Origin of the sequence: Pseudomonas sp. H3(2019) (genome assembly GCF_007713465.1) — a bacterium.
Taxonomy (GTDB): domain Bacteria; phylum Pseudomonadota; class Gammaproteobacteria; order Pseudomonadales; family Pseudomonadaceae; genus Aquipseudomonas.
This window is the reverse complement of record NZ_VMSG01000012.1, coordinates 140,829-167,097: the sequence shown is the minus strand read 5'-3', so window position 1 is coordinate 167,097 and position 26,269 is coordinate 140,829. Positions and strand designations below refer to the sequence as shown.

Below are 26,269 nucleotides of genomic sequence, written 5' to 3'. Positions count from 1 at the left end.
ACCGAAGTATCCGATCAAAAATAAAAATGCCAGTCAGCTTAACTGACTGGCATTAGCCCATGGGCTCGCCTTTTTGTGGTTTCAGCGTCGCCCCAGCAGCAACCCTACCACTAGGCCAAAACCGGCCGAGATTGCAACGGTTTGCCATGGGTGACCACCGATGTAGGTTTCGGTCGCCTCGACCACGGGTTGGGTCCGCTCACGCACACTGGAGACAGAATCGCGTGCCTGCCGCAGTTTCAGTGCGACTTGTCCGCGCAGGTTTTCAGCCTCTTCACCGACCAGTGAGGCACTGCTTTTGAGCAGTTTCTCCGACTCTTCGATCAACGCTTGAAGCTCGCTGAAAACTTGATCCTTGATTTGCTCATCGTTTGCTTGCACCGGGGTTTTTCGGGCCATCAGGTGACTCCTTGCTGGTTTTGGGGCAGTGATCAATGGAGTGTAGGCGCAGCGGAAAAGTTGCAGTCTTTTTACCCTGCAACTCAACGCCAATGGAAAATCTGCCTCCGGAGATTTCCACCTACAGTGTAAGATGTTGCCTATTTTATGCAGCAGGTAACTCCCATGAGCTTCAATCTGGCCGACAAGCCCCTTGCCGAGCGCGCTGCGCTTGAAGATGAAAAGTCCCGTCTGTTCGACCTCTGGCAGAGCAACCTGGGTAAATCCAAGGGTGAAGCGGCACGCTTGTTTGGCGAGCGCTCCAAGCGTAAAGGCAAATGGGCGGAGTGGGTGCGCTCCGAACTGGACGCCATGTCACCGCCGGAATACGCGAACATGGTCCGCAGCGAAGTCAATCGCCTGATGGCTGCCAAGTAGGTGCTTGTAAAAAGCTCGCAACAATCGCTTCGCGCACTTTCAGCAGCAGCGGATCGAGTTGGCTGTTGGTCCGCCAACCCAACTCGATCGGGTAACGCGGCAATGCCAGCGGGCAGGGCAGCACTGTCAGCCCGCTGAGTGCCGCGATGCTCTGCGCCGCATGGGCCGGGATGGTTGCTACAGCCTGGCTGCCCTTGAGCAAGAACGGCAGCGCGGCAAAATGCGTGGTTGACGCGCACACTCGCCGACTCAATCCTAGCCCCGCCAAACCCTCATCGGTAATGCCGATAAACCCCCCAGACGACACCAGAATGTGCTCGCGAGCGACAAACTCGTCGAGGCCGATTTCCTGTTGTCCGTCAGCCAGGCTGCCCGGTTCGACCAGGCACTGATAACCGCCTTCACCCAGCACCTGACGGCTGAGCAGGCGTTCGGCAAAACCGCCGGCGGTGATCGCCAGGTCAACGCTGCGCTCCATCAAGGCCTGAGCCACGATCTGGCTGTGGGTCTGACGAAAGATCAACCGCAGCTTTGGCGCTCGTCGGGCGATTTCCTCGATCAATCGCCGGCCATAGGCAATCTCGAAATCATCCGATAAACCCACGATCACTGAACGACCTTCGTACTGGTTGGCCGCCGGATCGACCATCGCCAGGCTTTGTCGGCATTTGTTCAGCGCGTCGCTGACTACCGGTTTCAATTGATTAGCGCGTAATGTCGGCGCCAGACCGCGGCCGGTGCGCACGAACAATTGATCGGCGTACACGTCGCGCAGCCTGCGTAACGCCGCACTGACCGCTGACTGTGTGACGCCCAAACGCAGTGCGGCGCGGCTGGCGCTGGACTCGTCGTGCAGCGCTTCGAAGACTTTGAGCAAGTTGAGGTCAATGTCGGCGATATTCATTTGACTCATATCTTTCAGCAGTGAACGGGGCTTTATTCATGATCTGCGGTGGCCGGAGAATGAGCAATACTTCAATGCTCAGGGAGTTACCGCGATGCCAAAGTCCATTGTTGCTGCACTGCAAATCGGTTCGTTGCCCGGCGGCAAGGGCGAGACCCTGGAACAGATTCTTTCTTATGAACAGGCGATCATCGAGTCCGGCGCCGGGCTGGTGGTCATGCCCGAGGCGTTGCTCGGCGGTTACCCCAAGGGCGAAGGCTTCGGCACGCAGTTGGGTTATCGGTTGCCGGAAGGTCGTGAGGCCTTTGCGCGCTATTTCGCTAATGCCATCGAGGTGCCGGGCGCCGAAACCGAAGCCTTGGCCGGGTTGTCTGCACGTACCGGCGCAAATCTGGTGTTGGGGGTGATCGAGCGTTCAGGCAGCACCTTGTACTGCACCGCGTTGTACTTCGAACCACACACCGGCTTGGTGGCCAAGCACCGTAAACTGATGCCCACCGGCACCGAGCGGCTGATCTGGGGCAAGGGCGACGGCTCGACGCTGCCGGTGATCGACAGCCAGGTCGGGCGCGTTGGCGCGGCCGTGTGCTGGGAAAACATGATGCCGCTGCTACGCACGGCGATGTACGCCAAGGGCGTGGAAGTCTGGTGCGCGCCAACGGTCGACGAGCGCGAAATGTGGCAGGTCAGCATGCGCCACATCGCCCACGAAGGACGTTGCTTCGTGGTCAGCGCCTGCCAGGTCCAGCCATCGCCACAAGCCTTGGGCCTTGCGATTGCCAACTGGCCGGCCGAGCGCCCATTGATTGCCGGCGGCAGTGTGATTATTGGCCCAATGGGCGATGTATTGGCCGGTCCGCTGTTGGGCGGCGCGGGGTTGCTGACGGCCGAGATCGACACCGACGAACTGGTGCGTGCGCGCTACGACTACGATGTGGTCGGGCACTATGCGCGCCCGGATGTGTTCGAGTTGACCGTGGATGAACGGGCCAAACCCGGTGTGCGGTTTATCTGAGGCGCTGCCACTCTTCGCGGGTGATTTCCCAAAGGTCCCTGGGAAAGCGCCCGCCGACAAAATCGCCTTCGTCGCTGTGAATCAAGCGCATTCCGGTGCGCTCCGACAGCCGCCGCGACGCCAGGTTGGGCGCGGCCTTGGGCACCCGCAAAAGCGAGCGGTCGAGGGTCTCGAACCAGTATTGAGTGACTGCAGCGCTGGCTTCGGCCATCAACCCTTGGCCTTGCCACTGCGGACTGAGCCAGAAGCCACGGTTGTTGTCCGGCTCGTTCATCAGGCTGACGTTGCCGATCAACTGCTCGGGCGCTGATTTCAAGCGAATCGACCAATGCCATTCTTCGCCGCGGGCAATCGCCGGCAGGGCGATGTGGCGCAGGTAAGTCAGCGCGCCATCCGCTGGATAAGGCCACGGGACCAGGGCATTCAGGTAGCGCACCACTTCCCACTGCGGGAAATGCTGTTGAATTGCCTCCGCATCGGCCAGCTCCAGCGGCCGCAGGATCAAGCGTTCGGTGTACAGCGTGGGAGATCTTTCCATGGTTGAATCCACTTCCCTGTTTGTCAGCAATCAGCGCTGTGCTCTGCGGCTGAATTTACCAGATGCCGGCTGTCGAGCCCGGCAGGTTGAGTGTGCCTTTGTCGACAAAACGGATGGTGCCTGACACGCCGCCAGACAGCTTGCCGCGTAACACATAAGGCAGGTTGTTGAGCGATTGCGTCTGGCTCAGGCCAAGGGTTTGGCGCAGCACGGAGAACGCCGAAATACTCACGGGTACGCTGATGATCGCTTCCGAGTAACGCGGGATCGATCCCGTTTGATCGCTCACACCTGTGGCGAGGGGTTGGCCATTGACCTCCAGACTCAGGGCCACGCCGTTGTAGTTGATGGGCGTTTCGTTGGGGTTTTGCAGGCGCAGCTTCACCGCGAAGCGCACTTCCAGGTCCTGGTTTTGCAGCGGTTCAATGCCGACCACGTTGATGTTCAGCGGATCACGACTGGGGAACAGGGCGCAGGCGCTCAGGCTGAGCAACAGCAGGGAAAGGCTTAAGGCGAGGAATCTGCGCATGAACGAGCTCTCGAAAAATAAGGGTCGAACCGCAGGCGGCTCGACCCTCGAGCAGCGTTAGCGGTTCACCTGTGCGACCACGACCGGCTTGAGTGGTTCGCCGTGGGGCATGACATCCGGATTTCCCATGACCGTGAGGATTGAAGCTTCCGGATGCCAAAAAGATAGCAGGCTGCGCCAGCTCCTACGCCGAATGATGTGTCCCGCGTAGGAGCCAACCTCTGGTGACTACGCTGGATCAGGTGGATCGAGGTGATCCAGTGCGCGATTCACCGCCAGTTCGGCCAAAGAGATCATCTGCTGAATCGCCAGCGCGGTATTGCGCTTCGGACCCTCGAGGTCAAACGCCAGGTCGCTGGCCATGACATTGGCCGAGGCGAGGGTTTCGCAGGCGTGGGCCAGCAGGGTTTCGCTGTCGATGTCGGGGGCGATGACGAAAATGCAGCCGGGGCGTCGGTCGGTTAACAATGCCTTGGTCTCGGGCAGCACCAGGTAATGATCGAGCGCACGGTGCGCGGCGGCGTGGAGTTCTTTTGAATCGAGGGAGGCGTAGGGGGAAACCGGATCGGTTTCGGGGGGATTGGGCGTTGGTTTGAACATCGTGAAGCTCCTTGGAAGTGGAGCCGCTATCTGTCGCTGCTAAACGACGGGTGGCAGCTGTACGCGGGTTAGCAGACCGGACCAAGGAACATCCCGGCGCACCGAAGTGCCCCACGCACAGCCGCCATAATACAGAGCAACTGGCACTAGAAAAGTGCTGGCTGAGCGAGAGGCGGCACTGGCGTGCCTTGGTCCGAGCTGCTAAACCCGACCGCTGAATTGTCAGCGGCACGGAAACGATAGAGGCGAGGACCAACGCGCACAAGCCGGCGGATTCTGGCGCAGGTGTAGGGCATGACGCAAGGCGTTGTAGCCCTTGACGGAAGTTACGCGGCGCGAATAAACAACTTGATCGTTCCCACGCTCCGGCGTGGGAATGTAGCCCGTGACGCTCCGCGTCACTGGACGCGGAGCATCTCCTGAGGCATTACCACGCAGAGCGTGGGAACGATCCAACGATCACAATAGAACCTGTGGGAGCGGCGGCTGCTGACAGTTTCTGACAGTGGCCTCTGCTAAGCTCCGTCGACCTTCATTTCACAGAGCAAGTTGATCGTGTCGCGTACCAGTCGTTTGTTCACCTTGTTGCAAGTGCTGCGCGGTAAAAGTCGTCCGGTGACGGCGGCGACACTGGCCAGTGAGCTGGAGATATCGGAGCGCACGCTGTACCGCGATATTGCCGAACTGACGGCCCTCGGCGCACCGATTTTTGGCGAAGCGGGTATCGGTTATGTGCTGCGCAGCGGTTTGTTTCTGCCGCCGCTGATGCTCAATGCCGACGAGACCGAAGCGGTGGTGCTGGGGTTGCGTTATGTCGATCAGCGTGGCGATGAGGTGTTGAGCAAGGCCGCCGCCGATGCCCTGGCGAAGATCGCTGCCGTGTTGGCACCTGCCGCTCAGGAGGCCTTGAATAACCCGACAGTCTTGCCCGGACCTCCGGGTAACAGCTATCCGCAAAACGCCGTGGAATTGAATGTCTTTCGCCAGGCGATTCGCGCGCAAGCCAAGTTGCATATCGATTACGCCGACGTGAACAAAACCCCCAGCCAGCGGCTGATCTGGCCGTTGGCGCTGGGTTTTCTCAACGAGGCGCGCGTGATCGTCGCCTGGTGCGAATTGCGCGAGGCTTTTCGAACGTTTCGTACCGACCGGATTGCCGCTGCCCGAGAGCTGGGTGAACGCTATCCGGGGCGTCGCAGTGACCTGCTGCGCGCCTGGCGCAAGGCGATGCAACTGGATGAGGCGGGGCGTTTCACTCCTGACAAGAATTGACACAACGTTGTTTTAGCATGGATCCAGAATCAATCAACAAGGAGCCGTACCATGTCGAACCCAGCCGTTTCACTCGCACCCGCCATTGCCGCCTATATCGCTGCCGCCAATGCTCGTGACAGTTCGGCGGTCGCCAGTTTTTTCGCCGAGGATGCCAACGTTTTCGATGAAGGCGCCCATCAGGTCGGCACCCACGCCATCGCCCAATGGATGGAAGACACCGCGCGCCGTTACCAGCCTCGGGTCGAAGTGCTGGATGTGCAGCAACGCACCGGCAAAGTATTGGTCAGCAACCTGATTTCCGGCACGTTCCCCGGCAGCCCGTTGGAGTTGCGCTATGTGTTCCGCCTGAACGAGCAAGGAAAAATCGCCCGACTCGATATCTCGCTCTAACCACATCCGCTATTGATCGTTCCCACGCAGAGCGTGGGAACGATCATCCGTCGACAAACACATGCCATACTTGGCGTTTTGTGCACTGACCAATGGCCGATATGACTTTCGACTCGCCCCTCAGCGCTTACCACTACGCAATCAAGCAAAAAGGCTTCGTCCCTGATACCGCGCAAGAACATGCCGTAATGGCGTTGCAGCAGTGTCACGAAGCCTTGCATCAGGGGCGAACGCCGATCACCGGGGTTTACCTCTGGGGGCCGGTCGGTCGAGGCAAAACCTGGTTGATGGATCAGTTCTACCAATGCCTGCGGGTACCGGCGCGGCGTCAGCACTTTCACCATTTCATGGGTTGGGTACACCAGCGCTCGTTTCAACTCACCGGCACCGCCGACCCGCTGCGGGCGCTGGCCCGAGAGCTGAGCCGGGACGTGCGGGTGCTGTGTTTTGACGAGTTGTTCGTGAATGATATCGGCGACGCGATCATCCTCGGGCGGCTGTTCCAGGTCATGTTCGACGAAGGTGTGGTGATGGTCTGCACCTCCAATCAACCCCCGGAGCAGCTGTACGCGGACGGTTTCAACCGGGATCGGTTTTTGCCGGGGATTGCCGCGATCAAAAGTCACATGCAAGTGGTGGCGGTGGACGGTGGCGAAGATCACCGATTGCATCCAGGAGCAGCTCTGCAACGGTATTGGGTCAGTGCGCCGGGTCAGCCCAGCCTGATGAGTGATGTGTTCAAGAGTCTGACTGAAGGACAGCCGGTGTCCAGCGATCCCGTGACCATTGGCTATCGCTCGGTAGTTGCCGTGCAATCCAGTGAAACCGTGCTCTGGTGCCGTTATGCGGACCTGTGCGAGCAACCGTTTGCGGCGATGGACTTCATGGCGCTGTGTGATCGCTTCAGCACTATTCTGTTAAGCGAAGTCCCCAACCTCAGCGCCCACCAACGCCCTGGCCGCATTGCCCGAGGCACCGAGGATGGCGCCGAGCGCGTCGAGGCCGGCGACCGTGAACTGCCGCAACTGTCGGTACACGACGACAGCGTGCGGCGTTTCATTGCGTTGGTCGATGAGTGCTACGACCGCAAAGTGCCGTTGTACCTCGAAGCACAAGTGCCAATGGATGAGCTGTACACCGAGGGTTATCTGGAGTTCCCGTTTCGTCGGACCCACAGCCGGCTGAAGGAAATGCAATTGAAGCGCTTTGCCGAGGCCTGAAAGGTCGCAGGCTGCGCTATGCAACCTGCGACCTTCATCAGCCTCTTACCAAAGCTTCACGCTGTAACTGACGATCAAGCGGTTTTCGTTGGTGTCGCGCTGATAGTTGCTCTTGCTCATACCATTGCGCCAGCGGGCGCTGACGTTCTTCAGCGGGCCGCTCTGGATGGTGTAGCCCAGGTCGATGTCACGCTCCCATTCCCGGCCTTCGCCGACAAATTTTTTGATCTGCGCCTGATCGCCCTTGGCGTAGCGCGTGGAGAACAGCAGCCCCGGAATGCCCACCGCCGCGAAGTCAAAATCGTAGCGCGCGTGCCAGGCGCGCTCCCTGGTTTGCGAAAAGTTGCTCAACTGGTATTCGGTGAACAGGTAGGTGTTGCTGCCGTCGACGTAGGTAAACGGTGTTTCACCGTACTGCTGCTGGAAGCCGCCGCCGATGGAATGTCCGTCAATTGCGTACATGAAACGCGTGCTCAAGGCGCGGTTGTCGACGGTGCCGGCGAGACCTGCACCGGCAGCGTCGGCGCTGAAGTAGCGGATATCGCTTTTCAGGGTGCCGCCGCCCAGCGCCAGGCTGTGCTTGAGGCCGACATAGTGTTGCTGATAAATGTCCTCAAGCTGCGCGTAGTGATAGCTGCCGGTCAGGGTTGGGGTGAATTGGTAGTCCGCGCCGCCGAAACGGAATTCAGCGCTTTTTGCCGAACTCTTGTAAGCCCCGTTCTGACTGGTCAAACCCATTTTTTCGTAGTTCGTGGATTCCCGTTGTTTGACCTGATCAATCTGCCCGCCGCGCAAGGTCAGGCCCTTGATGTCTCGGGAGCTGAGCAGGGTGCCTTCAAAGGTCTGCGGCAGCACTCGGCTGGTGTTGGGTTGCAGCAGCGGCAGGTCGGGCAGCAAATGGCCGACACGCAACTCGCTCTTGGCAACGCGGGCCTTGGCGGTCAGGCCCACCTTGGAATAACTGTCGTGGGCACGTCTGGCGTAGCTCGGCTTGCCAGGTTCGGCCTGGCTTTCGCGGGATAACAAGCCGCTGCCGGAGCGATCAGGGCTGGAGTCGAGCTTCAGCCCGAGCATGCCGAGCGCGTCCAGGCCAAAGCCGACCGTGCCTTCGGTGTAGCCCGATTGCAGGTTCAACAGAAATCCCTGGGCCCATTCATCGCGCTTGGACTGGCCATCGCCTTCGCGGTAGTCGCGGTTGAAGTAGTAGTTTTTCAAGTCCAGCGTGGTCTTGCTGTCCTTGAGGAATTCCGCTTCGGCGGCCATGGGCAACAAGCTGGTGCCGCCGATCAAGGTCAAGTGCTGCATGAGGCGTGCGTTCATGGTGTTGGCTCCTGTGAGGGCTTTTTGTTGTTTTGCTTGAGCATGGCTTCGCCATGGGCGCATTCAGTGGTGTCTGAAGGCGCCCGAGGTGAAGCCAGTGAGAACTAAGGTGTGGGCTGCAGGTTTTCGGGTTTTGGTCGCAGCCGGTAACCACCGCCCGCCAGTTGCTCCAATGGGCTTGCGGCTGCCAGCAATTGGCGGGTGTAGGGATGCAAGGGCTTATCGAAGACCGCTTCGCGGCTGCCAATTTCTACGATATGGCCCTGATACATGACCGCGACTCGGTGGGCGATGCGTTCGACGGCCGCCAGGTCATGGGAAATGAACAGGCAGGCAAAGCCGTACTGCGCCTGCAAGCGCTCGAACAGTTCGAGGATCTGCTTCTGGATGGTCATGTCCAGCGCCGAAATCGGTTCGTCGGCGATCACCAGTTGCGGGTGCCGCACCAGTGCTCGACCGATAGCCACCCGTTGGCGTTGACCACCCGACAGTTGATGGGGAAAACGCTCCATGAACGCTTCCGACAAACCGATATCCACCAGTGTGGTGGCAACACGCTGACGTTTTTGCTCCTCACTCAGTTCCGGCAGATGGCGCAACGGTTCGGCGAGGGTTTCGCCAATGCGCATTCGTGGATCAAGGGACGAATAGGGGTCTTGAAAGATCATCTGGCATTGCAGCCGATGATCACGCTGACCGGCCTTGAGGATATTGATGCCCTTGAAGCGAATCTCGCCGGCGCAAGGTTTGACCAGCCCCACCAGCGCACGACCCAGCGTGGTTTTTCCCGAGCCGCTGCCGCCGACCAATGCCAGGGTTTCACCGGGGGCGATGCACAGGTTGGCGCTGTGCACGGCGCGCTTGGGCTGCGACTTACCCCAGAACCGCGCATGACCCGGATGCTCGATGCTGACGCCGGTAATTTCCACCAGGGGTTTGTCGGTCGCTGGTAACGCGACCAGTTCGCCGCGCTTGGGCAACGCTTCGAGCAATTGGCGGGTGTAGGCGTGTTGCGGGGCCAGGAGAATGTGATTGATTGAACCTTGCTCCACGGCCTGGCCGTGGCGCATGACCACGACTTTGTGGGCATAACGCGCCACCAACGACAAATCGTGGCTGATAAACAGGATCGCCGTGCCTTGCTCGCGGGTCAGTTCCAGCATCAGCTCGATCACGTCCAGCTGCGCCAGACAATCGAGGGCGGTGGTGGGTTCGTCGGCAATCAGCAGCGCCGGACGCAGCAGCATCACCGAGGCGAGCATGATCCGCTGGCGCATGCCGCCCGAGAACTCATGGGGATAGGCGCTCAGGCAGCGTTCGGGGTCGGTGATGCCGATGCGGGTGAGCATGTCCACGCAGCGTTGGTGAATCTGTGCGTTGTTCAGGTCGGTGTGCAGGCGCAGACCTTCGGCCATTTGCTCGCCAATGCGGATGGCCGGGTTGAGCGAAACCATCGGCTCCTGGAACACCATGCCGATTCGCGCACCGCGGATGCCACGCAGTTGCGCGCAGCTCAACCGATTGAGGTCCTGGCCTTCGAAGCGGATCGCACCGCCACAGACTTCCATCGGCAGTGGCAGCAGGCCAATCGCTGCGCGTGCGGCCATGGTCTTGCCGCTCCCGGATTCGCCCACCAGCGCGACAATCTCGCCGGGTGCGACGGTGAAACTCAGATCGTTGACCGCCAATGGGCCTTCGGCGCCGGCGCGAATCAGCAGATGGTCGACTTCAAGCAAGGGTTTTGGACTGGGCATGATCAACGGCTCATTCGAGGGTCGAGGCGGTCGCGCAGGGCGTCGCCGAACAGGTTGATGGCGACCAGCGCCAGGGCGATGAACAACCCCGGGAACAAGCCGAGCCAGGTGGCGTTGGCGATGTACGGGCGGCTGGCGGCGAGCATGTTGCCCCAGGTAGCAGCAGGTGGCGGAACACCCAGGCCGAGGAAGCTCAAGGCACTTTCCGACAGCAGCGTCCAGCCGAACATGCTGGTGGCGAGCACGCACAGCGGCGCAACACAGTTGGGTGCAACGTGGCGGTACAGTGTGTAGAACTCCGAATTGCCGATCACCCGTGAGGCTTCGATGAATTCGCGTTCACGCAGCGACAGCACACTGCCGCGCACCACCCGAACCACCGACGGCGTGTAGGCGATGCTCAAGGCCAAAACGATGCCGTACTGGCTGGCCCCGATGATCGCCATCAACCCCAACGCCATCAGGATGCCGGGGAACGCGAGCAATGCATCGTTGATCATCATCAGCAGGCGATCGGTCCAGCCCCGCAGGTAGCCGGCGAGCATGCCGATCACACTGCCGAAAAACAGCGCCAGGCACACCGTCAGCAAGCTGATCCACAAACTGGTGCGCGCACCGATGATCAAGCGGCTGAGCACGTCACGGCCAAACTCGTCGGTGCCTAGCCAATGCAGCACCGAGGGTGCCTTGAGGCGAGACAGCAGATCGATTTTCAGCGGATCGTAGGGTGTCCAGAACACACCGAGCAGCGCCATGCTGATCAGCAGCGCCAGCAAGGTGCCGCCAATCAAGGCGTTCGCCGGTGGCCAACGCAACGGGCGACGCGCAGGTGCAGGGCTCGCGGAAGACAGAGAGACAGTCATAGTTTCACCCTTGGGTCGAAGAGTGGATAAAGCAGGTCGACCAGCAGGTTGACCGCTACGTAGATGAAGGTGATCAGCAGCAGGCAGCCTTGCAGCACGGGGTAGTCGCGAGCAAAGATGGCGTCGACCATCAGGCGACCGATGCCGGGCAGGGTGAACACTGTTTCCAGTACTGCAATACCGCCCAGCAAATTGCCGAGGATCAAGCCGATCAAGGTCCAGGTCGGCGCAAAGGCATTCGGCAGCGCGTGACGCCACAGCACTGCGCGCTCCGACAAGCCCTTGGCTCTGGCGTGGGCGATGTATTCCAGCCGCAGCACCTCGATGGTGCTGGCCCGGGCCATCCGGGTAATGGCTCCCAATTCCACCAGTGTCAGGGTGACAATCGGCAGCACCAGATAGGTCACTGCTTCACCGGGGTTCTGGGCAAACGGCACATAACCGACCACGGGCAGCCAGTTGAGCTTGATCCCGAACGCGTAGAGCAACAGCAAACCGAGCCAGAAACTGGGAATCGACAGCAACAGGGTCGCGCCGGTGACCAGCCCCAGGTCCAGCGCGCTGTCCTGTTTCCAGGCCGCGAACAGGCCTGCTGGAACGGCAATCAACGCCGCCAGCAGAACCGCCACCAGCACGATGCTGGCGCTGACCGAGAAACGGTCGAGGATCAGTTCGAGCACCGGTTGTTTACTGGTGATCGACACGCCGAGGTCGCCACTGAGCACCGATTGCAACCAATACACGAACTGCACGCCAATCGAGTGATCCAGCCCCAATGCCGCGCGGGTGCTGGCCAGGCTTTGCGGGTCGGCCATATCACCGAGCATCAGCAGCGCCGGGTCGCCGGGGATGAAGCGGATCAGCGCGAACACCACCACGGAGATCAGCAACAAGGTCGGCACGGACAGTGCCAGGCGTTGAGCGATAAATCGCAACATGATCGAGCTCCTAGTCGGCCAGTTTCACGCCCCACAGGCGCGGTTTGGCGATGGGCCAGGAGCGGTAACCTTCGACCCGATCCTGAAAGGCACCGACGGTGCTGCCGTTGTACATCACCACCATCGGCACATCGGCGAACATCTGTTGGTGCAACCGATCGAACAGCGCCTGACGTTTGACCGGTACGATTTCGCGCATGGACTCAAGCATCCAGCCCTGTGCCTGGGGGTTGTCCCAGACCTTGCGGGGTTGCTGGTTTTTGTCGCCCATCACCGACTCGAAGTTCAGCGCCGCGTCGAAGCGCGCCGAATAGGAGAACGCCATGATCTGGTACGCACCGCTCTGGTAGCGCTCCAGTTGCGTGCCCCATTCGAGGGTTTCGATATCGATGTTCAACCCGGCTGCCTGGGCCATGGCCTGGCTCAACACTGCCATGTCGAACACGCTCTGGTAGCGTTTGTTGGTGATGATTTTCAGCGGCTGGCCGTTGTAACCGGCTTCCTTGAGCAGGCGTTTGGCTTCTTCGATGTTGGCTTTGTAGCCTTGCTTCTGAACGTTTTTGTAGTAAGGACTGGTGTCTGGCACCACCGAGTTGTTGGCGTGGGAAGTGCCTTCGGTCAATGCCTGGACCATTTGCTCGCTGTCCAGCGACAGCGCGATGGCGCGCCGAATACGCACGTCCTTGAGCAGTGGGTCGCGGGTTTGGAACAGCAGGGCATTGAGCGACATATTGGAACTGCTGGAGGTCTTGATACCTGGCAAGGCGCCGAGTTCGCGGGCGTCCATTACCGTAACATCGGGCAGTACGTCGACGCCTTTCGATTGCAGCGCGGCTTTGGCTGAGGCGGCATCAGGGATGACCATGAAGCGCAGGTTATCGATAAACGCCTGCTTGTTGCCGGTGTAACCGTCGGTGCCTGTCTCTGGTCGGGCGCTGTAGTCGGTAAAGCGTTGCAGGTCGACGTATTGCCCCGGTTTCCATTCGGCGAGCTTGAATGGCCCGGTGCCGATCGGTGCTTGCCACTTGCCGTTTGTATCGACGGAGGAGGGGTGCAGGATGCCGGTGCCGCCGCAATCGGAACGGGCCATTTGTGCGAGGAACAGGCCATTGGGTTTGTCCAGGGTGAAGACCACGGTCAACGGATCCGGTGCGCTGATGTCGGCGACTTTCGCCACCCCCCGGCCATCGAAGTCTGCGAGACAGCGCCACTGGGTTTGCGGGTCGAGATAACGTTTCCAGGTCCACAGTACGTCGGTGGACGTGAGGGCGGCGCCGTTATGAAACTTCACCCCGTCACGCAGGGTGAAGCGGTATTCCAGGCCATCGGCCGACACCTCGACCTTGCTGGCCAGCAGCGGCCCAACGGAGGCATCTTCGCGATAGGCCACCAGGCCTTCGACGATGTGCAGCACCACCGCGTCGGTGTTTTCGTCGCGATTGACGCCGGGGTCGGTGCTGCGGATGTCCGCATTGAGTGCTACCCGCAGGGTGCTGGCGGCTTCGGCATTGAGACTGCCAAGAACGAGACTGCTGAACCCTAGCGTCAGGGCGATACGAGTGAATGTATGCACGGGAGTGATTCTCCATTGGCGGTTTGCGACGGTGAGAGCCAGCAGGCGTCGCAAACCGTTAGTTGTTTATTGTCATTGTTCTTGTCGTGCCGCCCGGAGGGCGTGGGTGTCGCGTGAGTTACTTCAGGTAGCGGTTGATGTCGCCCTCCATGGCCAGCGAATAGGCGGTAAATTCGCGGTTTACGGCCGGCAGCGGCGCGACTTCCATCAACCCCTTGGCCGGACGCATCACCACCATGGCCACGGTGGCCGACAGATTGCCGGCCATGTTGGAAAGCGGTGGACGACACACCGCCCACGGTGAACCGAAGTCATCGAAGAAGGCTTTTTTCAGGTGCTCGGCGGTCAATTGCCCGGGCGTTTCGCTGAGGATTTGCCGCACACGCACGTCGCGGTAGAGGCTTTCCGGAACGCTGTTCAAGCCGGCTTCACGCAACTTGCCCAATGCCACCGGGCTCTGCCAATGGTTGGCGTGTACCAGCAACCCCTGTTCGGCCTGAATCGGGAAGACTTCATCCGGGGCGCATTCAAAGTTGATCGCATACCCGCCAGCGTGACTGAGCATCATGTTGTTGGACGTGGATTTGGCCGTGGTGGCGACCACTTTGATCGACAGCGCGAAGTGCGCGGCCTCCAGCGCCTTGCGCCGAATGAATGGCAGTGGCACGCCGACCTGGGTGTAGTCGCGTTCGGACTCCAGGTAGTTGGCGGTGATTGCGGTGCCGATCGAGTTCAAGCCGTTGCGGGCCAGGCCGCCGGCTTCGGTGAAGGTCAGTACATCCGGGCCATCTTCGCGCAGGACTTTCAGCACAATGGCGCTCTCGGCGCATTCCGCGCGCCAGTCCCAGTTTTGTCCGTGAATCACTTCGTTGGCGGCCGATGCCGTCGGCAGAATCACCGCCCCGGTGCAGCCGTCCGGATCGGGTAGGCGAGCCTTGCGTCGGCCCAACTGGATGATCTCGGTGCGAGCGTTGATCAGCACGATAGCTTCGAAATCGCAGCCTGCACCCTCGGCGATACCGCGCATTTCCTGAGCGTATTCCGGTTCGAATGCTTCGATGCTGGGCACGAACTCATTGGCAAAACCACGGATGTCGGCCCAGGTGTAACCCATCTTCAGCAGTTGGACAGAGTAGATCTCGATGCTTTTGTGAATGCGCTGACCGACTGCTTGACCGTATTGGAAGCCGCGGTCGAAGGGGGTGCCGCTGATCTCGACGAGAGGGAAAGGGGAGTGGCTCATAGTTGGCAATCTCATGTTTTTTGTTTGTGTTGGGTACAAGAGTTGCCGGATATAAACGCACTGTCAATGCTTTTGGGTGACCGATAAAACCTTGTTGTAGGAATCCTACAGCGGGCTATTGAGTGCGTTATGCGCTCAAAGGCCCTGTTTGTCGGTGGTGTAGCGATGTTTAAAAAGTGTCGTCTGCTTTGTTGTTTATATGCTGTGTATTTAGCTTTCATAAAAATCGGAAAAGTCCTGCTTTTTGTGCGTGCGAGTGACGAGGGACGTTGCCGGCAGCGCATTGCGGTAAAAACACCGGGCTGTGATGATTTGGCGGTTGTCCGCAGTGTTCCCGGCACGCTAAGGTCGGCTAACCCAGCGCTGACAGGCGATACGCGCAGGGATGCACACTCATTGTTTGATCGAGGATGGAAATGGAATCCGCAGAAATCCTGGTACTCCAGGCCAGCTACACCAACCCGGTACACGCCGAAGCGATCAGTCTGGTTCTGAATCACTACGCTGAAGACCCGATGGGCGGTGGCACGCCGTTATCGGCCGATGTCTTGCAGCAGTTGCCCGGCGAGCTGGCCAAGCGACCCCATGCGTTCAGTGTCCTGGCGTTCGTTCACGGGGAGCCTGCCGGGCTGGTGAATTGCTTCGAAGGTTTCTCGACCTTTGCTTGCCGTCCACTGGTCAATATCCACGACGTAATGGTGGTCGGTAAATTTCGCGGCTTGGGCCTGAGCCAGAAAATGCTGCAAAAGGTCGAGGACATTGCTCGTCAGCGCGGCTGCTGCAAAATCACTCTGGAAGTGCTGGAAGGCAACGCGGTTGCACAGGGTTCCTATAGCAAGTTCGGGTTTTCGGCGGGGATGTTCGATCCCGCTCATGGCCGCATGCTGTTCTGGATCAAGTCGCTTTAAAAAAGAAGGGCGCTTCTGAGGGGAGTGCACATCAATGCTGTGCAGAAAGCGGGGGCTGGAACCAGCCCCCGAAAAGATTACGGCTGGGTGGTTGAAGCACTGACGGCGGCAGCCTTGGGTTTCATCAGGCTGAAGTCGATCAGTGCTTTCTGTTCGCGCTCATAAGGGTTGCCGATCAACAGCGGGCGCGGTTTGAAACTGTCGCTGATAAGGCTCTTGCTGCGGTCCAGTTCATCGAAACTCAAGCCTGCAAGGTCAGCCCAGGTGTGGATCAGCTGCGAACTGCTGTAAGGCCGTTGCAGGTCCGCGGCAAAGCTCCAGTCGTGGGTTTCTGGAACCATGCCCGAACCACTTTCGGCGCCGATTCCGGTTTTTTTTGTTATTTATGGAACTTTTTTATTTTTAGCGGTCCCTGTGTCTTCGCCAACGTTTTGGACGTTATCCCTATAGCTCGGGCAAATCGTCCGGAAACTATGTTACAGCGCTCTGGACTAACCTTAATCAGGCTCATTGCGCTATAACCTTTGGCACACCTTTATTTGTAGTAAGGAGCATCAGCACATGCAACTGGGGATTATCGGACTGGGCCGCATGGGCGGCAACATTGCGCGGCGCCTGATGCTCAATGGGCACACCACTGTGGTCTATGACCGTAACACCGCGTTTGTTGAGACCCTGAGTGAAGAGGGTGCCACTGGCGTTGCTGACTTGCCGGCACTGGTCGCGGCACTGGATAAACCCCGAGCGGTCTGGGTCATGCTGCCAGCGGGCGCGCCGACCGAAGAAACCATCGACACCCTGAGCCAATTGCTGGACGCCGGCGATGTGATCATCGATGGCGGCAACACCTTCTATAAGGACGATATCCGCCGGGCGAAAACCTTGTCGGAAAAAGGCCTGAAGTACATCGATGTCGGCACCTCCGGCGGAGTTTGGGGGCTGGAGCGCGGTTACTGCATGATGATCGGCGGTGACGCTGACGTGGTTGATCGCCTCGACCCGCTGTTCGACGCGTTGGCGCCAGGCCTGGGTGATATCCCGCGGACCAAGGACCGGGTGGCCGAAGACGATCGTGCCGAACGTGGCTACATTCATGCCGGCCCTGCAGGTTCCGGGCACTTCGTGAAGATGATTCACAACGGCATCGAATACGGGATGATGCAGGCATTTGCCGAAGGTTTCGACATCCTCAAGACCAAAGCCTCGGAGAACCTGCCGGAAGATCAGCGCTTTGATCTGAACGTGGCCGATATTGCCGAAGTCTGGCGTCGTGGCAGCGTTGTCTCGTCCTGGTTGCTGGACCTGACGGCCGATGCCTTGGCCAGCGATCCGAAACTCGATGGCTACTCCGGTGCCGTGGCTGACAGCGGCGAAGGGCGCTGGACTATCGAAGCGGCCATGGAGCAATCGGTTCCGGTGCCGGTATTGTCCAACTCGCTGTTTGCCCGTTTCCGTTCGCGCCAGCAAAGCACTTATGGCGACAAGCTGCTGTCGGCCATGCGCTTCGGCTTTGGCGGCCATGTCGAGACGCCGAAAAAATGACTTCGATCCGCAAGAAATCCAAGGCACACCCCGCACCACCCACCACGTTGTTCCTGTTCGGTGCTCACGGCGACCTGGTCAAGCGCTTGCTGATGCCGGCGCTGTACAACCTCAGTCGTGACGGTTTGCTCGGCGATGGATTGCGGATCATCGGTGTCGACCACAACGCGATCAGCGACGCGGACTTCGCCAAAAAGCTTGAAGACTTCATTCGCACCGAGGTGGCCAACAAGGTCGGCCATGACTCACTGGACCCGGTGCTCTGGGCCAAACTGGCCAAGGACATCAGCTATGTCCAGGGCGATTTTCTCGACGACAGCACCTATCAGGCGCTCGCCGCAAAAATCGCCGAGAGCGGTACCGGCAACGCGGTGTTCTATCTGGCCACCGCGCCGCGCTTTTTCAGTGAAGTGGTGCGTCGTCTGGGCTCGTCCGGGCTGCTGGTGGAGGGCGACGACGCCTTCCGCCGGGTCGTGATCGAAAAACCCTTCGGCTCCGATCTGCACACCGCCGAAGCCTTGAACGCATGTTTGCTCAAGGTCATGACGGAGAAACAGATTTACCGGATCGACCATTACCTGGGCAAGGAGACCGTGCAGAACATTCTGGTCAGCCGGTTCTCCAACAGCCTGTTCGAAGCGTTCTGGAACAACCATTACATCGATCACGTACAAATCACCGCCGCCGAAACCGTTGGCGTTGAAACCCGTGGCAGTTTCTATGAACACACGGGCGCTCTGCGGGATATGGTGCCCAATCACCTGTTCCAGTTGCTGGCGATGGTTGCGATGGAACCGCCGGCGGCCTTCGGTGCCGATGCGGTACGCGGTGAAAAAGCCAAGGTGGTGGGGGCGATTCGTCCCTGGTCTACCGAAGAGGCGCGAGCCAACTCGGTACGCGGTCAGTATGTTGCCGGTGAAATCGCCGGCAAGCCGTTGGCCGGTTACCGCGAAGAACCCAATGTCGCGCCAGACAGCACGACGGAAACCTTCGTCGCGCTCAAGGTGATGATCGATAACTGGCGTTGGGTCGGCGTGCCGTTCTACTTGCGCACCGGCAAGCGCATGAGCGTACGCGACACCGAAATCGCCATCTGCTTCAAGCCTGCGCCCTACGCGCAGTTTCGCGACACCGAAGTCGATGAACTGCAACCGACTTACCTCAGGATCCAGATTCAGCCGAACGAAGGGATGTGGTTCGACCTGCTGGCCAAGCGTCCCGGGCCGGCACTGAACATGGCTAACATCGAGCTGGGCTTTGCCTACAAGGATTACTTCGAGATGCAGCCGTCCACCGGTTATGAAACCTTGATCTACGACTGCCTGACCGGTGATCAAACGCTCTTTCAGCGCGCTGACAATATCGAAAATGGCTGGCGCGCGGTTCAGCCGTTCCTCGATGCCTGGAAAGAGGACGCCAGTGTGCAAACCTATGCGGCCGGTGAAAATGGTCCGACGGCTGCCGATGAGTTACTGACCCGTGACAGTCGCGTCTGGCACAGCCTCGGATAAGCCACACACAAAACCCCTGTGGGAGCGAGCAAGCTCGCTCCCACATTAGCCATGAGTTACAGCCAGTTGCTCACCGCATACCAGCCCAACACGCCCATCACTACGGTGTATGGCAACGCCATCCAGACCATGCGTCCGTAAGACAGCCGAATCAGTGGGGCAATTGCCGAGGTCAGCAAAAACAGAAACGCCGCCTGACCATTGGGTGTTGCCACGCTGGGCAGATTGGTGCCGGTATTGATGGCAATCGCCAGTGTTTCGAAATGCTCGCGGCTCATATGGCCGGAGATGAATGCCTGTTTCACCTCTGTGATGTAGATCGTCGCCACGAACACGTTATCGCTGATGGCCGACAACACGCCATTGGCGATAAACAACATGCCCGGTTGCTGATCTGCCGGCAGCGACAGCACCCACTGGATCAGCGGTGTGAACAATTGCTGATCGTGAATCACCGCCACAACGGCGAAGAACACCACCAGCAAGGCGGTAAACGGCATCGCATCCTTGAAGGCGTTGCCGATCCGGTGCTCTTCGGTAATGCCGGTGAACGCCGTGATCAAGACGATCACCATCAATCCGATCAGCCCGACCTCGGCAATGTGAAACGCCAGCCCGGCAATCAGAATCAGCGCAGCCGCACCTTGTACCAGCAGTGCAGCACGTTGGCGGGCGGTGCGTTCGGCGTTGTCCTGTGCCGCATAGTTGGCCAGCACCGCGCGAACGTTGTCTGGCAGTAAGGTGCCATAACCGAACCAGCGCAGTTTCTCCAGCAACACACAGGTCACCAGGCCCGCCACCAGCACCGGCAGCGAAACCGGGGCGACCTTCAGGAAGAACTCTGCAAAGTGCCAGCCCATTTCATGGCCGATCAGCAGGTTCTGCGGCTCGCCCACCAAGGTGCAGACGCCACCAAGCGCCGTGCCCACTGCGCCGTGCATCAGCAGACTGCGCAGGAATGAGCGGAATTGCTCGAGGTCTTCGTGATGCAGGACCGGCAGGTTGTGGTCGCTGCTGAATTCGCTGTCCTGCCGCGGATCGTTGCCCGACGCCACGCGGTGGTAGACCGAGTAAAACCCTACGGCCGCACTGATAATCACGGCGGTCACCGTCAACGCATCGAGAAACGCCGACAAGAACGCCGACAGAAAACAGAACATCAGCCCCAGCAATGCCTTGGAGCGAATCCCAAGCAATAGCCGGGAAAACAGGAACAGCAGCAGGTCTTTCATGAAGTAAATGCCCGCCACCATGAACATCAGCAGCAGGATCACCGGAAAGTTATGCAGCAGCTCGTCATACAGCGCTTCAGGTGTGGTCATGCGCAGCAGCAGCGCTTCGACCATCAACAGGCCACCCGGCATCAGCGGGTAGCACTTGAGTGCCATGGCCAGGGTGAAAATGAACTCCGCCACCAGCAACCAGCCCGCAGCCACCGGACCTGCCGTCCACAACACCAGCGGGTTGAGAATCAGGAAGGCGAGAATGCTTGCCTTGTACCAGCGCGGTGAATGCCCGAGGAAATTGTGTGTAAACGCCTGGGCCATTGAGCCGGACATCAGTTGCTCCTTCTATCAAGAAGCGCGCAACTTGCCGTAACAGTCCCGGAAGATCAAGCTCTTGAGTTTCATTATCAATCGGTGATGGCTCACCTGCATCGCAACAATGGCAAAGTACTACCCCAGATAGCGCACCAATACCGCCCGGTGGTGGCCATCCAGCGAGTAGCCGCTGACCACAATTCGCTCATCCGCCTGCACGGCCAGCGCGGTTGCCGTGTCCAGGCTGCGCCCCAGACGGGTACGAACCCAGCCTTGGCCATTGGCAAAACGGCGATCCAGGCGTCCGTCCGGGAGATGCCGCGCCAAAAGGAAATCCGCTGCAATGCCGCCAATGGTTGCTCCGACGCTTAGCACCCGGCCATCGGCGAGAACCTGGGCCGCTGTCCATTGGCTGCCGCTGCTACCTATTTCGCTGAGCCGCGCGTGACCGCCATTGCAATGAGTGTCCGGCCGACCATTGTTGCGCACGGTCAGCGACAGGCATTGCACCGGGTCGCGACTGCTACCGAAACACTGCAGGCGCCCATCCGTTTGCTCGATCACCTGACTCACCTGGGCGCTGTGGCCCTGAACCTTGAAGCTTAAAAAACCATCTTCAGCGAAGTCTTCGTCCAGCCGGCCGGTGCTGTCAAAGCGTGCCAGCAAACCTTCCTGCGGCAGATTGATGGAGCCGGCGACCACAATCTGACCATCCGTCTGCACCAGGAGACTGCTCAGCCAGGTATTCATCAGCAAGTGCCTGACCATGACAAATCCATGGCCGTTGAATGTCTCGTCCAGCGTTCCGTCCGGATTGAGCCGTATCAGGATGCCGACGTGATCTGCGAATTCGTCGTGATGGTTGGCCAACAGCAGGATTCGGCCGTCGGCCAGTACCTGGAAGTCGCAGGCTTCGGCGCCCGGGACTCCCGGCGGTAACCAGTCGTCACGCAGGCCTCGGGACAAATCACCGGGCAAACGCACGATCTGTACACCCCGGTTGCCGAATTGCAGGACCGGGCGTCCCTGTGAGTCAAACATAGCCAGTGCCGGGAGCGTACGGTGGGGGCTTTCGTAATGCAGACCGGATAACAGGATTCGTCCGTCGGAGAGTTCTTTAACCTTGCCTCCTGTGGCTTCAAAGCCGCTTTCGAACCGTCCGGTAATGCTGCCGTCAGTGCCGAAGCTCCGATCCGCTGAACCATTCTCAAGTAATCGGGCCAGCCCATAGCAGTGACCGTCGCAGGTTCCGACCTTGGCCGCGACCAGCAAGCGGTTCATCGAATCGACCGCGACATCGTTGGCCATGCTCGAAAGGCTGTCTGCGAACTGCACCCAGGCCTTGCCGGATGATGCAAAACTTGAGTCGAGTTGTCCCGCTGTGCCGAGAGGGGCCGCGAAGGTAAAAGCGTTATGGATGGGCATGTCGCATCTCCTTGCGAGTCGACCGGATCCAGAACCCAGGAGGAAGACGTTGAAAGAAATATTCAATCCCTGATTGACGCAATGCACAACGGTCTGAAATCACGGACGGAGCGTCGTTCTGTGCCAGAACAATGTCTTTGCGAACCGGTGACAAGTTGGTCTGGCTTATACGACCGTCTATCGCAAAAAGCGTTAACCGAGAGTGTCGAAGAGGAGGGGGGATCTTGAGATGTATCAATAAAAAAGTGCGGATCACTTCGCCGTGATCCGCACTTTTCGTTTACTGCGGCATTGTCCAGGATTGCAACTGATAACCTTCCTCGCTCAATTCGGCGCGAACCTGTTCCAGCAAGGATTCAAGTTGGGCCGGGTCGGTATAGGTGCTGCTGGGGATCTGTTTGCGGCCGATAGGGGTGCTGGTGCGGTCGATGACAGTCAGGCTGAGTTCGCCGGTGCCGTCCTGTGGAGCCCAGGCCACGCATTGGAAGGGGGTAAATGCGCGGTCGGCAATCAAAAGAGCTTCGTTGATACGGAGCGGGGCGTTCATGGGGGTCTTCTCTCGTCTGTGCCCAATCAAGTGATGTGCCGTCGGTTGGGCTTACCGTTCGGCTGGTTACTTGTACTGATGCGCGCAATGGGGGGGCGGGTCACACACATTCAAAAGAAATTTCAACTTTCTTTTATAAAGGCAGCGGCAAGGGACGCATTGAAAGCTGGATGAAAGGTTCAAACCTGTCAGGGAGCTAATAAGGGCATGTTTTATAACGTAAACGACGTTGACCTTATTATTAAACGATACAAGGCCGCGTCAAGATCTTGCTAACGTTACATTCAGGGACGCCAAACGACTGTTTCTAATAAATTTTCTAATTTTTGGCGCCAAGGAACAGTCATGATCGAAACGCCCGCATTGCGACGTTTGCTAGTGGTTGATCCGTGTGACGACTGCCATCGCTTATTACCCGGCCTGCGTACGATCGGCTGGGATGTCGACAGTTGTACCTTGGAGAACGCTTCCCATCGTTCCTGTGATGTCGGCCTGCTGCGCCTTCAACCTGTTCATTTTGAACGTCCTGAAGCCGTCAAGGAACTGATCAGCCGTAGCGGCACTGAATGGATCGCTGTTCTCAACCAGGAAGTCCTGCGGTTGCAGAATGCCGGCGATTTTGTCTGCGAATGGTTTTTCGATTTCCATACTTTGCCGTTTGACGTCTCCAGGGTTCAAGTGACCCTTGGGCGGGCGTTTGGCATGGCGCGTTTGCGCGGCCAGGGCACCATTCACGTCCACCAGCCCGAGCATGAACTGCTGGGCGACAGTCGGCCGATCCGCGAACTGCGCAAATTGCTGAGCAAATTGGCGCCTACCGAGTCGCCGGTGTTGATCCGGGGGGAAAGCGGTACCGGCAAAGAGCTGGTCGCCAGAACCTTGCACCGTCAGTCGCAACGCCACAGTAAACCGTTTGTCGCGATCAATTGCGGGGCGATTCCCGAGCATCTGATTCAGTCCGAGCTGTTTGGTCACGAAAAGGGCGCTTTTACCGGTGCACACCAACGTAAAGTCGGACGTATTGAGGCAGCCAATGGTGGCACCCTGTTTCTGGATGAAATAGGTGATCTGCCCCTTGAACTGCAAGCTAACCTGTTGCGTTTCCTGCAGGAAAAACACATCGAACGGGTCGGCGGCAGTCAACCGATTCCCGTGGATGTCCGGGTCTTGGCAGCCACTCACGTGGACCTGGAAGCTGCGATCGAGGCCAAGTGTTTTCGCGAGGATTTGTACTACCGGCTCAACGTCCTGCAGGTGGTCACTGTGCCGCTACGCGAGCGTCATGGCGACCTGGCGCTGCTGGCCAACCATTTTTCCCACTTTTACAGCCAGGAAACCGGACGTCGGCCGCGCAGCTTCAGCGAAGACGCACTGATTGCCATGGGCAAGCACGATTGGCCGGGCAATGTCCGTGAGCTGGCGAACCGGGTGCGTCGAGGATTGGTGCTGGCTGAAGGCCGACAGATCGAGGCACGGGACCTGGGGTTGATTGGCCAACAGACGATTACCGCGCCGATGGGCACCCTCGAAGACTACAAGACCCGCGCCGAACGCCAGGCATTGTGCGACGTATTGAACCGCCACAGTGACAACCTCAGCGTAGCCGCTCGAGTACTGGGCGTTTCCCGGCCGACTTTTTACCGATTGCTGCACAAGCACCAGATCCGCTAGGGCGCGGAGAAACGAAAAGGCCCGCTGCGATTTGCGTCGCAGCGGGCCTTTTCCTTGTGTGGCGTTTAGAAGTAGTACGGGAATTTCAGGCTGAAGGAGAAGGCCGGTGCGTCTTGGGTCAAGCCGATGGCGAGGTTGGGGACTATCGTCAGTTTGTCGGTTGCCGCCATGGTCAGGCCGATGTTGAAGTTGGCGGCGTTGTAATCGCTGTCCGGGATTGATTGCCAGTCCTGGCCGCTTGGTTTGACTTTGCTTTTGCGGGCGAATTGGTCGGAAAACGAAAACGACATACTCATTTTTTCGTTCAAGGCAAACGCAATACCGGCGCCGACCTGCCAGGAGTCGCCCAGTTTCACGTCTCCCGGGACCGTGGAATTTACAGTGGGGCTGATATCGCTGAAGGAGTCCTGCATGTTGTAGGTATAGGACAGGCTGCCGAAGAGCACGGCAGGGTCGAAGGTCTTGACCAGCGAGATACCCGGGGTAATCGACCAGACACCGTTGCCGGTAGGGAGTGACTGAGGTACCGACAAATTGTCGTTGCCCGGGTCCTTGATCAGCTTGATTCCGTACGGATTTTTGCCGGTCGGCGCCTTGATACGCAGAGTGGCGACCGCGTCGGGCAGGTTTTCCGATTCATCCAGGAACTTGTAGGCAACACCAAAGTTGACATCGCCTATGGTCGGATCGCGCTTGACGGTGGCGTCGGATGAGACCGGGGCTGCGCCTCCTGCACCACCAGAAGAGTATGTCGATTCTCGATAGACGACCGGGACGTTGATGTCGAACTGCCAGCGTTGCGCCACGTTGTAGCGGCCTGTCAGGTCCAGGGTCCAGTTGTCGGCCTTGATGCGGTCAATGTTGATGTTGCCAAGAAAAATCGAGTCAAGAGCCAGAAAGCCATTGAGCACCAATGCACGGGTGTCATAGTGGGTATAAGTCATGCCCGTTTCGAAACTGAACTTGCCACCACCGAAGAAGCCGCTGGCTTCGTCATACAGGTTGGACACGCTTTGCGCCGGTCCCGAGTCGTCCTTGAGCGACTGCCCATACGAACTGGTCCCTGGGGCACCCGTGGCCACGGTCTTGGCGCCTGCGGTCTTCTCGGCAGGGGAGCGGGTCAGGCGCTTGGGAGCAGGTGTTGTTGGTGTTTCTTCGACTTGTTTAACGCGTTGCTCAAGTACCATCAGCGCGTTCTGTTGTGCTTCGTAACGCTGTTTCAGCTCCATGAGTTCTTGTTTTAGGGCTTCTACCTGGGGGTCCGGTGCTGCTTGCAGCAAAGTGGCCGGGACCAGGGTACTCAAACAAACGACAGCTCTCAACGTGAACGATCTGTGCATGGGTTTGCCGTCCCTTCTGACTACATTCGATGAGACTCAGCGTAGATCAGTATCCGAGAGTGCGGAGGCCTTTTAGTTGGTCCAGACTGCAGTCCAGCGCCCCGACGGTCGGCAGGTTGTTGCGCAGGACAACATTGAGGGACGTCAGGTTGTTCACCTGGTTTCCTCCGCCGAGCAAGGTCGCATTCTGCAACAGGCCGCCCTGGGCAAGGCGTTGCACGGTACTGCCCTGATTGTTGTTGGCCTGAATGTTCAACTGCACGCCAGTGTTACTCGACGACATACTGAAGGTCCCGGCACCGTTGGACGCGGACAGGGTCGTGCCGGCGGCCAATGGCTGGCCCTGGGTATCCATTTGTGGTGCCTGGTTGGCTTCTTTGACGTTGATGCCGACATTGTTGTAGGCGCTATTGTAGTCGCCGGCGGCGCGCACGACCTGGGTTACACCCTGGGTGGTACTGAGGCCGGCGCCGCCGCTGACATTCCCGGAACCCTGGGAGACCGGTGAACCATCACCTTTCTTGTCGATCATCGACACATAGAACTGTGGCTTGATGGTCGATTCCTGAATCTGCATCGAGGAAGTCGCCCCGATCACTTCACCACTGGCATTTTGCCAAGTGCTGGTCATGACAATCCCGAAACTGATGATCCGGCCCGGCATGACATACCGGCCGCGAAGGGTCGCCAACTCCTGATCCTTGAGTTCAATCGGTTTGAACGTGAGTGCTTGTGTTGGCAGGCTGGCGGCCAGGCAAACGACGGCCAGCCAGTATGGAGTCTTCATTGGATACTCCCGGAGCTTC

25 protein-coding genes and 1 pseudogene are annotated in these 26,269 nt (G+C 59.0%); 9 read left to right on the top strand and 17 right to left on the bottom strand.

The window, feature by feature from the left end; translation table 11 throughout:
* Window positions 1-81 precede the first annotated feature (81 nt).
* Entirely contained in the window at window positions 82-399 is a 318-nt protein-coding gene (locus FPT12_RS14415; RefSeq protein ID WP_145016880.1) for a YqjD family protein, read from the bottom strand.
* Window positions 400-564: 165 nt separating this feature from the next.
* On the opposite strand from FPT12_RS14415, the gene FPT12_RS14410 reads away from it, so the two are divergent.
* Window positions 565-816, top strand: coding sequence for a hypothetical protein (locus FPT12_RS14410; RefSeq protein ID WP_019690567.1), 252 nt, complete (start codon window positions 565-567; stop codon window positions 814-816).
* Here FPT12_RS14410 and FPT12_RS14405 read toward each other — a convergent pair.
* The gene (locus FPT12_RS14405; RefSeq protein ID WP_145016878.1) at window positions 791-1,729 is read right to left on the bottom strand and encodes a LysR family transcriptional regulator; all 939 of its coding nucleotides are present in this window, start codon (window positions 1,727-1,729) and stop codon (window positions 791-793) included. The two genes, FPT12_RS14410 and FPT12_RS14405, sit on opposite strands and share 26 nt — an antisense overlap.
* Window positions 1,730-1,814: 85 nt before the next feature.
* On the opposite strand from FPT12_RS14405, the gene FPT12_RS14400 reads away from it, so the two are divergent.
* Complete coding sequence (locus FPT12_RS14400) at window positions 1,815-2,735, top strand: carbon-nitrogen hydrolase family protein (protein WP_145016876.1); 921 nt, start codon at window positions 1,815-1,817, stop codon at window positions 2,733-2,735.
* Here the strand turns inward: FPT12_RS14400 and FPT12_RS14395 are convergent.
* The 3 genes from FPT12_RS14395 to FPT12_RS14385 all read right to left on the bottom strand — a co-directional run bounded on the left by FPT12_RS14395 (window position 2,728) and on the right by FPT12_RS14385 (window position 4,402).
* Complete coding sequence (locus tag FPT12_RS14395) at window positions 2,728-3,273, bottom strand: GNAT family N-acetyltransferase (protein ID WP_145016874.1); 546 nt, start codon at window positions 3,271-3,273, stop codon at window positions 2,728-2,730. The two genes, FPT12_RS14400 and FPT12_RS14395, sit on opposite strands and share 8 nt — an antisense overlap.
* 55 nt (window positions 3,274-3,328) lie before the next feature.
* Window positions 3,329-3,802 (bottom strand): LEA type 2 family protein, encoded by a 474-nt coding sequence (locus FPT12_RS14390; RefSeq protein WP_145016872.1) that lies wholly within the window; start codon window positions 3,800-3,802, stop codon window positions 3,329-3,331.
* 228 nt (window positions 3,803-4,030) lie between these two features.
* Window positions 4,031-4,402, bottom strand: a complete 372-nt coding sequence (locus FPT12_RS14385; protein WP_145016870.1) for a DUF6124 family protein — start codon at window positions 4,400-4,402, stop codon at window positions 4,031-4,033.
* A gap of 555 nt (window positions 4,403-4,957) precedes the next feature.
* On the opposite strand from FPT12_RS14385, the gene FPT12_RS14380 reads away from it, so the two are divergent.
* The 3 genes from FPT12_RS14380 to zapE all read left to right on the top strand — a co-directional run bounded on the left by FPT12_RS14380 (window position 4,958) and on the right by zapE (window position 7,287).
* Window positions 4,958-5,674 carry a YafY family protein gene (locus tag FPT12_RS14380; protein WP_145016867.1) on the top strand — a complete coding sequence of 239 codons (717 nt, stop codon included), beginning with the start codon at window positions 4,958-4,960 and terminating at the stop codon, window positions 5,672-5,674.
* 51 nt (window positions 5,675-5,725) lie between these two features.
* The gene (locus FPT12_RS14375; protein WP_145016865.1) at window positions 5,726-6,067 is read left to right on the top strand and encodes a nuclear transport factor 2 family protein; all 342 of its coding nucleotides are present in this window, start codon (window positions 5,726-5,728) and stop codon (window positions 6,065-6,067) included.
* A 101-nt stretch (window positions 6,068-6,168) separates the two neighbouring features.
* On the top strand, window positions 6,169-7,287 hold the full coding sequence (gene zapE, locus FPT12_RS14370; RefSeq protein ID WP_145016895.1) for a cell division protein ZapE: 1,119 nt from the start codon (window positions 6,169-6,171) through the stop codon (window positions 7,285-7,287).
* Window positions 7,288-7,332: 45 nt separating this feature from the next.
* Here the strand turns inward: zapE and FPT12_RS14365 are convergent, their stop codons facing one another.
* The 6 genes from FPT12_RS14365 to FPT12_RS14340 all read right to left on the bottom strand — a co-directional run bounded on the left by FPT12_RS14365 (window position 7,333) and on the right by FPT12_RS14340 (window position 14,978).
* Entirely contained in the window at window positions 7,333-8,607 is a 1,275-nt protein-coding gene (locus FPT12_RS14365; protein WP_145016863.1) for an OprD family porin, read from the bottom strand.
* A gap of 104 nt (window positions 8,608-8,711) precedes the next feature.
* Entirely contained in the window at window positions 8,712-10,361 is a 1,650-nt protein-coding gene (locus FPT12_RS14360) for an ABC transporter ATP-binding protein (RefSeq protein ID WP_145016861.1), read from the bottom strand.
* Window positions 10,362-10,363: 2 nt separating this feature from the next.
* Complete coding sequence (locus FPT12_RS14355; RefSeq protein ID WP_145016859.1) at window positions 10,364-11,224, bottom strand: ABC transporter permease; 861 nt, start codon at window positions 11,222-11,224, stop codon at window positions 10,364-10,366.
* A complete protein-coding gene (locus FPT12_RS14350) occupies window positions 11,221-12,162 on the bottom strand; it encodes an ABC transporter permease (protein WP_123581713.1) in 942 nt (313 codons plus the stop codon). The genes FPT12_RS14355 and FPT12_RS14350 overlap by 4 nt, the downstream gene beginning before the upstream one ends.
* Before the next feature lie 10 nt (window positions 12,163-12,172).
* The gene (locus FPT12_RS14345) at window positions 12,173-13,735 is read right to left on the bottom strand and encodes an ABC transporter substrate-binding protein (RefSeq protein WP_145016857.1); all 1,563 of its coding nucleotides are present in this window, start codon (window positions 13,733-13,735) and stop codon (window positions 12,173-12,175) included.
* A gap of 118 nt (window positions 13,736-13,853) precedes the next feature.
* A complete protein-coding gene (locus FPT12_RS14340; protein WP_145016855.1) occupies window positions 13,854-14,978 on the bottom strand; it encodes a C45 family peptidase in 1,125 nt (374 codons plus the stop codon).
* A 416-nt stretch (window positions 14,979-15,394) separates the two neighbouring features.
* Between FPT12_RS14340 and FPT12_RS14335 the strand changes: the two genes are divergently transcribed.
* A complete protein-coding gene (locus FPT12_RS14335) occupies window positions 15,395-15,886 on the top strand; it encodes a GNAT family N-acetyltransferase (RefSeq protein WP_145016853.1) in 492 nt (163 codons plus the stop codon).
* A gap of 77 nt (window positions 15,887-15,963) precedes the next feature.
* On the opposite strand, the pseudogene FPT12_RS14330 reads toward FPT12_RS14335, so the two are convergent.
* Window positions 15,964-16,218 (bottom strand): annotated as a pseudogene (locus FPT12_RS14330) (hypothetical protein); the annotation flags it as partial.
* 205 nt (window positions 16,219-16,423) lie between these two features.
* Between FPT12_RS14330 and gnd the strand changes: the two are divergent.
* Entirely contained in the window at window positions 16,424-17,428 is a 1,005-nt protein-coding gene (gene gnd, locus FPT12_RS14325; protein ID WP_256583829.1) for a phosphogluconate dehydrogenase (NAD(+)-dependent, decarboxylating), read from the top strand.
* Window positions 17,425-18,939, top strand: coding sequence for a glucose-6-phosphate dehydrogenase (zwf, locus tag FPT12_RS14320; RefSeq protein ID WP_145016851.1), 1,515 nt, complete (start codon window positions 17,425-17,427; stop codon window positions 18,937-18,939). Before gnd ends, zwf begins: the two co-directional genes overlap by 4 nt.
* 56 nt (window positions 18,940-18,995) lie before the next feature.
* Here zwf and nhaB read toward each other — a convergent pair whose 3' ends face one another.
* The 3 genes from nhaB to FPT12_RS14305 all read right to left on the bottom strand — a co-directional run bounded on the left by nhaB (window position 18,996) and on the right by FPT12_RS14305 (window position 22,452).
* The gene (gene nhaB / locus FPT12_RS14315; protein ID WP_145016848.1) at window positions 18,996-20,498 is read right to left on the bottom strand and encodes a sodium/proton antiporter NhaB; all 1,503 of its coding nucleotides are present in this window, start codon (window positions 20,496-20,498) and stop codon (window positions 18,996-18,998) included.
* Between the two features lie 117 nt (window positions 20,499-20,615).
* A complete protein-coding gene (locus tag FPT12_RS14310) occupies window positions 20,616-21,905 on the bottom strand; it encodes a hypothetical protein (protein WP_145016846.1) in 1,290 nt (429 codons plus the stop codon).
* Window positions 21,906-22,185: 280 nt separating this feature from the next.
* Window positions 22,186-22,452: a hypothetical protein gene (locus FPT12_RS14305; RefSeq protein ID WP_145016844.1), complete on the bottom strand. Its 267-nt coding sequence runs from the start codon at window positions 22,450-22,452 to the stop codon at window positions 22,186-22,188.
* A 345-nt stretch (window positions 22,453-22,797) separates the two neighbouring features.
* Between FPT12_RS14305 and FPT12_RS14300 the strand changes: the two genes are divergently transcribed.
* Window positions 22,798-24,123: a sigma-54 dependent transcriptional regulator gene (locus FPT12_RS14300; protein ID WP_145016842.1), complete on the top strand. Its 1,326-nt coding sequence runs from the start codon at window positions 22,798-22,800 to the stop codon at window positions 24,121-24,123.
* A 65-nt stretch (window positions 24,124-24,188) separates the two neighbouring features.
* On the opposite strand, the gene FPT12_RS14295 is transcribed toward FPT12_RS14300, so the two are convergent.
* Together FPT12_RS14295 and FPT12_RS14290 are read right to left on the bottom strand one after the other, a co-directional pair.
* Complete coding sequence (locus FPT12_RS14295; RefSeq protein WP_145016840.1) at window positions 24,189-25,463, bottom strand: transporter; 1,275 nt, start codon at window positions 25,461-25,463, stop codon at window positions 24,189-24,191.
* Window positions 25,464-25,509: 46 nt separating this feature from the next.
* The gene (locus FPT12_RS14290) at window positions 25,510-26,250 is read right to left on the bottom strand and encodes a hypothetical protein (RefSeq protein WP_145016838.1); all 741 of its coding nucleotides are present in this window, start codon (window positions 26,248-26,250) and stop codon (window positions 25,510-25,512) included.
* Window positions 26,251-26,269: the final 19 nt, after the last annotated feature.

Coding starts and splice junctions, on each gene's coding strand:
- FPT12_RS14395 (WP_145016874.1), bottom strand. CDS start 3,273: ATGGAAAGATCTCCCACGCTGTACACCGAACGCTTGATCCTGCGGCCG.
- FPT12_RS14375 (WP_145016865.1), top strand. CDS start 5,726: ATGTCGAACCCAGCCGTTTCACTCGCACCCGCCATTGCCGCCTATATC.
- FPT12_RS14405 (WP_145016878.1), bottom strand. CDS start 1,729: ATGAGTCAAATGAATATCGCCGACATTGACCTCAACTTGCTCAAAGTC.
- FPT12_RS14295 (WP_145016840.1), bottom strand. CDS start 25,463: ATGCACAGATCGTTCACGTTGAGAGCTGTCGTTTGTTTGAGTACCCTG.
- zwf (WP_145016851.1), top strand. CDS start 17,425: ATGACTTCGATCCGCAAGAAATCCAAGGCACACCCCGCACCACCCACC.
- FPT12_RS14290 (WP_145016838.1), bottom strand. CDS start 26,250: ATGAAGACTCCATACTGGCTGGCCGTCGTTTGCCTGGCCGCCAGCCTG.
- FPT12_RS14390 (WP_145016872.1), bottom strand. CDS start 3,802: ATGCGCAGATTCCTCGCCTTAAGCCTTTCCCTGCTGTTGCTCAGCCTG.
- FPT12_RS14410 (WP_019690567.1), top strand. CDS start 565: ATGAGCTTCAATCTGGCCGACAAGCCCCTTGCCGAGCGCGCTGCGCTT.
- FPT12_RS14365 (WP_145016863.1), bottom strand. CDS start 8,607: ATGAACGCACGCCTCATGCAGCACTTGACCTTGATCGGCGGCACCAGC.
- nhaB (WP_145016848.1), bottom strand. CDS start 20,498: ATGTCCGGCTCAATGGCCCAGGCGTTTACACACAATTTCCTCGGGCAT.
- FPT12_RS14340 (WP_145016855.1), bottom strand. CDS start 14,978: ATGAGCCACTCCCCTTTCCCTCTCGTCGAGATCAGCGGCACCCCCTTC.
- FPT12_RS14350 (WP_123581713.1), bottom strand. CDS start 12,162: ATGTTGCGATTTATCGCTCAACGCCTGGCACTGTCCGTGCCGACCTTG.
- FPT12_RS14400 (WP_145016876.1), top strand. CDS start 1,815: ATGCCAAAGTCCATTGTTGCTGCACTGCAAATCGGTTCGTTGCCCGGC.
- FPT12_RS14305 (WP_145016844.1), bottom strand. CDS start 22,452: ATGAACGCCCCGCTCCGTATCAACGAAGCTCTTTTGATTGCCGACCGC.
- FPT12_RS14310 (WP_145016846.1), bottom strand. CDS start 21,905: ATGCCCATCCATAACGCTTTTACCTTCGCGGCCCCTCTCGGCACAGCG.
- FPT12_RS14300 (WP_145016842.1), top strand. CDS start 22,798: ATGATCGAAACGCCCGCATTGCGACGTTTGCTAGTGGTTGATCCGTGT.
- FPT12_RS14385 (WP_145016870.1), bottom strand. CDS start 4,402: ATGTTCAAACCAACGCCCAATCCCCCCGAAACCGATCCGGTTTCCCCC.
- FPT12_RS14360 (WP_145016861.1), bottom strand. CDS start 10,361: ATGCCCAGTCCAAAACCCTTGCTTGAAGTCGACCATCTGCTGATTCGC.
- zapE (WP_145016895.1), top strand. CDS start 6,169: ATGACTTTCGACTCGCCCCTCAGCGCTTACCACTACGCAATCAAGCAA.
- FPT12_RS14355 (WP_145016859.1), bottom strand. CDS start 11,224: ATGACTGTCTCTCTGTCTTCCGCGAGCCCTGCACCTGCGCGTCGCCCG.
- FPT12_RS14335 (WP_145016853.1), top strand. CDS start 15,395: ATGGAATCCGCAGAAATCCTGGTACTCCAGGCCAGCTACACCAACCCG.
- FPT12_RS14415 (WP_145016880.1), bottom strand. CDS start 399: ATGGCCCGAAAAACCCCGGTGCAAGCAAACGATGAGCAAATCAAGGAT.